Annotated in this window: 3 protein-coding genes and 1 pseudogene; 2 read left to right on the top strand and 2 right to left on the bottom strand. The window is 74.5% G+C overall.

The genetic code is table 11. The features are described 5' to 3' along the window. Together ABD823_RS25160 and ABD823_RS25155 are read left to right on the top strand one after the other, a co-directional pair. On the top strand, positions 1-2,345 hold a 2,345-nt coding region (locus ABD823_RS25160; protein ID WP_344863665.1), incomplete at its 5' end, for an ATP-binding protein. A 1-nt stretch (position 2,346) separates the two neighbouring features. Continuing rightward, the gene (locus ABD823_RS25155) at positions 2,347-2,976 is read left to right on the top strand and encodes a response regulator (RefSeq protein ID WP_344863663.1); all 630 of its coding nucleotides are present in this window, start codon (positions 2,347-2,349) and stop codon (positions 2,974-2,976) included. 82 nt (positions 2,977-3,058) lie between these two features. Here ABD823_RS25155 and ABD823_RS25150 read toward each other — a convergent pair whose 3' ends face one another. Together ABD823_RS25150 and ABD823_RS25145 are read right to left on the bottom strand one after the other, a co-directional pair. Beyond that, positions 3,059-4,702, bottom strand: coding sequence for an NYN domain-containing protein (locus tag ABD823_RS25150; protein ID WP_344863661.1), 1,644 nt, complete (start codon positions 4,700-4,702; stop codon positions 3,059-3,061). Positions 4,703-4,907: 205 nt separating this feature from the next. Continuing rightward, a pseudogene (locus tag ABD823_RS25145) lies at positions 4,908-6,344 on the bottom strand (hypothetical protein); the annotation flags it as partial.

Below are 6,344 nucleotides of genomic sequence, written 5' to 3'. Positions count from 1 at the left end.
TGTCCTCCTTCGCCTCCGAGGTCACCCGCGTCGCCCGCGAGGTCGGCTCCGAGGGCAAGCTCGGCGGCCAGGCCCGGGTGGAGGGCGCCGAGGGCATCTGGCGGCGCCTCACCGAGAGCGTCAACGAGCTCGCCGGCCGCCTCACCACCCAGGTGCGGGCGATCGCCGAGGTCACCACCGCCGTCGCCCAGGGCGACCTGACCCGCTCGATCACCGTCGACGCCGAGGGCGAGATCGGCGAGCTCAAGGACAACATCAACACGATGGTGTCCGTGCTCCGCGCCACCACGACCGCCAACCAGGAGCAGGACTGGCTCAAGTCCAACCTGGCCCGGATCTCCCGCCTCACGCAGGGCCACCGCGACCTCATGGAGGTCGCCAGGCTCATCATGAGCGAGCTGACCCCCCTGGTCTCCGCCCAGTACGGCGCCTTCTACCTCGCCGAGCCCGCCGGCGAGCACAACCTGCACCTCATCGCCGGGTACGGCGCCCGCCCGGGCGTCGGCCCCCGGCAGCGCTTCGCCATCGGCGAGGGGATCGTCGGCCAGGCCGCCCTGGAGGGCAAGCGGATCATCCTGCGGGACGTCCCGGACGGGGGCCTCACGGTCGACACCGGCCTGAGCTCCTCGACGCCCGCGCAGATCGTGGTGCTGCCGATCCTGTTCGAGGACCAGGTGCTCGGCGTGCTGGAGCTGGCCTCGCTCACCGAGTTCAGCGAGATCCACCACGACTTCCTGGTCCAGCTCGTCGAGACCATCGGTGTCACGATGAACACGATCATCGCCAACTCCCGGACCGAGGACCTGCTCACCGAGTCCCAGCGCCTCACCACGGAGCTGCGGGAACGCTCCGACGAGCTCCAGCGCCAGCAGGAGGAGCTGCGCCGCTCCAACGCCGAGCTGGAGGACAAGGCCGCGCTGCTCGCCAAGCAGAACCGCGCCATCGAGATCCAGAACTTCCAGATCGAGCAGGCCCGCCGTACGCTCGAGGAGCGCGCCGAGCAGCTGGCGGTCTCCTCGCGCTACAAGTCCGAGTTCCTGGCCAACATGTCGCACGAGCTGCGCACCCCGCTGAACAGCCTGCTGGTGCTGGCCAAGCTGCTGTCCGAGAACGCCGAGGGCAACCTCACGCCCCAGCAGGTGGAGTTCGCCCGCACCATCCACGGCGCCGGCTCCGCCCTGCTCCAGCTGATCAACGACATCCTGGACCTGTCCAAGGTCGAGGCCGGGCGGATGGACATCCACCCCCAGCAGATCTCCCTGCCCAAGCTCGTCGACTACTTCGAGGCGACCTTCACCCCGCTGGCCCAGGACAAGGGGCTGTCGTTCGCCGTCGAGGTGGACCCGTCGGTCCCGCAGGAGCTCCGCACCGACGAGCAGCGCCTCCAGCAGGTGCTGCGCAACCTGCTGTCCAACGCCATCAAGTTCACCCCCAAGGGCGAGGTGCGGCTCCGCGTGGTCCACGCCCCGCGCGACGTGGCCTTCGTGGACGAGACCCTGCGCGGCGTCGACGGCGTCCTGGCCTTCGAGGTCGTGGACACCGGCATCGGCATCGCCGCCGACAAGCTGGAAGTCATCTTCGAGGCGTTCCGGCAGGCCGACGGCACCACCAGCCGCAAGTACGGCGGGACCGGCCTGGGCCTGTCCATCTGCCGTGAGATCGCCCGCCTGCTCGGCGGCGAGATCCACGTCCACAGCGAGGTGGGCCGGGGCAGCACCTTCACCCTGTACCTGCCGCCGGCCTACGCCGGCCCGCTGGCCGCGCGCGACGGCGGGGCGGCCGCGCCGAGCGCCGCGACCCGTCCCGCGGTGATCCCCGGCCAGGTCGAGCGGCTCGACGAGCCGGGCGGGCTCCCGGAGATCCCGATGCCGGAGAGCACGCCCGTCCCGGGCCTCCCGCAGGACGACGGACCGGTGTGGACGGGTGGCGAGGACCCGCTCGCCGGGGCGAAGATCCTGATCGTGGACGACGACATCCGCAACGTCTTCGCGCTGACCAGCGTGCTGGAGCGGTACGGCTCCACGGTCGTCTACGCCGAGAACGGCCGGGAGGGCATCGAGCAGCTGGAGCGGAACGAGGACGTCTCCCTCGTCCTGATGGACATCATGATGCCGGAGATGGACGGCTGGGCGACCACCTCGGCGATCCGCCGGATGCCGCAGTTCGCCGACCTGCCGATCATCGCGCTGACCGCCAAGGTCATGCACGGCGACCGGGAGAAGAGCATCGCCTCCGGCGCCTCCGACTACATCCCCAAGCCCGTCGACGTCGACCGCCTGCTGGAACGGCTCCGCGGCTGGCTCACCCGCGGCCGGGCGGGCGACGTCTCCGAGGAAGGTGCGTGAGATGCCGCATCGCGCCAAGATCCTCCTGGTCGACGACCGGGAGGAGAACCTCATCGCCCTGGAGGCCATCCTCAGCTCCCTGGACGTGGTCCCGGTCCGGGCCAAGTCGGGTGAGGAGGCCCTGAAGGCGCTGCTCAGCACCGAGTTCGCGCTGATCCTGCTCGACGTGCGGATGCCCGGGATGGACGGGTTCGAGACGGCCGCGCACATCAAGCGCCGCGAGCGCACCCGCAACGTCCCGATCATCTTCCTGACGGTGGTCGACAGCGCCCCGGACTACGCCTTCCGCAGCTACGCCGCCGGGGCGGTCGACTACCTCACCAAGCCGTTCGACCCGTGGGTGCTCCGGGCCAAGGTCGCGGTCTTCGTCGAGCTGCACAACATGAACCGCCGCCTGGCCGAGCAGGCCTCCATGCTGCGCGGCCGGCTGAACGGCGAGCTTCCCGCGGGGCGCGACGGCGAGGCGGCCGTGCTCCCCGAGCTCTCCCGCCGCCTGGCGGCCGTGGAGGACGAGCTGACCCGGGTCCGCGATCTCGTCCGCAAGACCGACGACCCCACCCTGAACGGGGCCGTCTCCGACCTCGGCGACCGCCTGCTCCACCTCCGCGCCGGCCTCGACGCCCTCACCTGACCGCCTCCGGCGGCTCCGCGGAGGGCAGGGCCCGCGCGCCGTAGGCCAGCGAACGGGCGTCCGTTCCCGGTGCCGCGCCGGATCAGCTGCGGGCGTGCTCCAGGGCGTCCCAGAAGCCGCGGCGCAGGGCGTGGCGGACCTCGTCGTGGAGGAGGAAGTCGATCGGCAGGGAGGAGCCCTGCAGGAGGCGGGCCTCCAGGTCGGAGGGCATGCGGGGCTTGCGGGCGAGGACGGCTTCGAGCCACAGGGCCGGGGCGTCCTTGGCCACGGACCCGCCGAAGTCGTGGCCCTCCTTGTGCGCGGCCTTCACCGCGTCGGCCAGCGTGGTCGCCCCGCCGGTGTTCAGCGGCACCGGGGCCGCGTGCGGCCCGGTGTAGGGGCCGACGGGCTGGGGGGCCGCGGGCTGCGCCCCGGTGCCGGAGGCGGGCAGCTGGTAGCTCGGCGTGCTCCCGGTGGCGCCGGAGCCGTACTGCGGGACGGCGGCCGAGGAACCGGTCGGGCTGTGGTGCGTGCCCGAGTGCGCTCCCGCGGAGGCTCCCGAGGACGGTCCGGCGTGCAGGCCGGGCTGCCCGGAGGGCGGCGTCGACGCGGAGGAGACGGCGGGCGCCGGGGAGGTCGCGGGGGACTCCTGCGGGTAACCCGGGTAGGCGGACGGCGCGGGCGGGGACGTGCTCGCCCGGCGGGACGGGAGCGACGGCGCGGATCCGCCCGGGGAGGCGTCGCCGCCCGGCTGCGTCCCGCCGGCGGCGGGCAGGCCGCCTCCGGAGGAGGCCGCCCCACCGGAGAACCCGTTGCCGGAGGGGCCTCCACCGGCGGAGGACCCCTCGGGGGAGAGCCCGTTCCCCGAGGGGGACCCGCCGGGGAGTCCGCCGCCGCGGAGGAGGTCGTAGCCGGGGCGGGAGCCGTTGCCCTGCGGGACGCCGTTGCCCGACGCGGTCCCGCCGTAGCCGAGCGGCGCGGAGGCGCTGAGCGGCACGCCGTTGCCCGGGGAGAGCCCGTTGCCCGGGGAGAGCCCGTTGCCCGGGGAGGCGGGGTCGTAGGGGGACCCGCCGCCCGGCGGGAGCGCCACGGAGGCGGGCACGGGCGCGGAGCCGTTGCCGGACGGGACCGCGCCGGCCGGCGGGGCGGACGTGCCGGAGAGGCCCGGGGAGCCCGGGGAGGACGACTCGCCGGAGCCGGAGGACGGAGAGGAGGAGACCAGGCTGACGTACGGCCGCAGATGGCCCGCGCCGATCTCGATCAGGTCGTCGCACTCCTGGCGGAGCGTGCGCGAGACGCCCCAGCCCCCGTCGGCGGCGATGTGCACCAGCGTCACCCGGATCCCCAGGTCCTGGGCGTCGCACACGACCTGGGCCAGGTCCTCGTCGCCGCTGACCACGACCGCGTCGCAGATCGCGTTGTTGCGCGCCAGCGTCATCAGGTCGCGGTGCACCTGCGCGTCCACGCCCTCGCGGCGGCCGGGGCGGATCCGGGAGAGCCGGAGCTTCAGGCCGGGGATGTCGCCCAGCGCGTCGTGCTCGGGGCTGTGCCGGCCCTCGACGGTGGCCTCGTACCAGTAGCAGCGCAGCAGCGGCAGCCCGGTGCGCTCCCTGGACAGGTCGGTGAGCAACCGGAGCAGGCCCGGGTAGTCCCACGAGACCGCCTCGCGATGGCGGGTCCCGTGCGCGGCCATCGCTCCGTCGGCCAGCAGATAGCCAGCGTCCACGAACAGCGCGCAGCGATCCACGCGACACCGCCCTTCCTACGTCGCCCGACCCTACGGCTCAGACACGCTTGAAGACGCCCCGAGGGGCCGGACAGGTGGGCCTCTCCCAGGGTAGTCAAGCACCCGACGACCCGAGAGCGAATCACCACGATTCCACCCGCAACCGACCGTTCACCAGAGCGTTTATGCCGACCGTACCAGTTTGTCCCTTTATTGAGACCGGCCATCACGAACGGGTCTGCACGCTCACCGCCGCCGCCCCGAAGAGCACGGCGTCCCGGCGGGTGCTCACCCTGAGGACGGGGTCGCGGCCGAGCCTCGCGTGGAAGCGGTCGACGTCCACACCGGGCGTCAGCTCCACCCCGGTCGAACCCGTGGCCGAGCCGTCGAAGGGGTTGTCCGGGTTCCGGTCGCCGTCCTCCGGCCGGAGCGCGCCCGTCCCCAGGCTCACCCGGTCGCCCCGCAGGTCGGCGTCGCCCTCCCAGGCCACCAGGTCCAGCCGGGCGGGCATGCCGGCATCGGTCAGCCCGTCGAGCGGGACCCGCGCCGGCGCGCCCGCCTGGACCAGGGTGGCGGTGTCGACGACCACGGCCTGCCGGTACGGCTGGCGCGGGTCGGCCGCGATGACCACCAGGCTCCAGCCGGCGTGCCGCGCGACTCCGGGCCGCAGGGGGACGTCGGCCACCCAGTACTTCCCGCGGAGCTTGCGCACCAGCCGGGTCACGTCGGCGAACGCCTGGTACGCCCGGCCGGAGGGCAGTTCCTGCTCGGTCACCCGGGCGGCCCGCACCTGCGTGTAGCCCGCGTCCCCCGGGGCGCGGAACTTGACGGCCCGCCCGGCGGCGGGTGCGCTCGCCGACCAGTAGAGCCCGGCCCACACGACCCTGCCGCGTCTCGGCAGGTCCAGCCGGGCGGCGCTGGAGTTCTTGGTCGCCGGGTCGCGGTCCTGGTCGTACAGGCGCATCGGCGCCTGGTCGTTGTCGCGGGCGTCGCCGTCCCTGGACCGGACGATCCGGCACATCCGGTCGGTGGGCGCGCGGGTCAGCAGGGTGTTGCCGATCGCCGCGGTGGTCACCCTGCCGTCGGCGGCGAAGCGGGCCGGGGCGCCGAAGGCCCGCACCCCGCTCCGCGACCTGGCCGTCACCTGCGGTCCCGCGCCGGTGACCCGGAGCGAGAGCGGCACGCCGAGCGGGGCGTTCCGCGCGACCGCCACCCTCAGGAAGATCGAGGTGCCCTGGCCGGGGGCCAGCGGGGCCCGGGCGCAGCGCACGCCCCGGCCCGCCGGCCGGCAGGACCAGCCGTCCACCGTGCCGACGCCCCCGGTGCCCGCACCGGGCGCGGCGCTCCCGGCGGCCCCCCGCGTCCGCCTTCCGCCCGCCAGCGGCGTCACCCCCTCCGGCAGGCCGACCTGGGCCACGACCGCGCGGCCGGCGCTCCGGCCGGCGTTGCGCAGCCGTACCGCCACCATGCCCGTCTGGGAGCGGACCAGCGCGCCGAGCACGTCGATCCGGGCGACCATGCGGGGCGCGGGCCCCCGGCCCCTCCCCCGCTGGTGCTCGGGGCTGGCCGCCCGCCGGGGCGCCGGGGCGGCCATCCGGGGCGCCTCGGCCCGCGGCGGCTCCTTCCGGGCGGGCTTCGGCGGCCGGGCAGGCGCGGGCGGCGC

It is taken from the genome of Planomonospora alba (assembly GCF_039534085.1).
GTDB lineage: Bacteria > Actinomycetota > Actinomycetes > Streptosporangiales > Streptosporangiaceae > Planomonospora_B > Planomonospora_B alba.
Note: the sequence above shows the minus strand (reverse complement) of the source record. Positions and strands in the feature narration are given on the sequence as shown.

Bases quoted from the DNA above. Each gene is read 5' to 3' on its own strand.
- ABD823_RS25155 (WP_344863663.1), top strand. From the start codon at position 2,347: ATGCCGCATCGCGCCAAGATCCTCCTGGTCGACGACCGGGAGGAGAAC.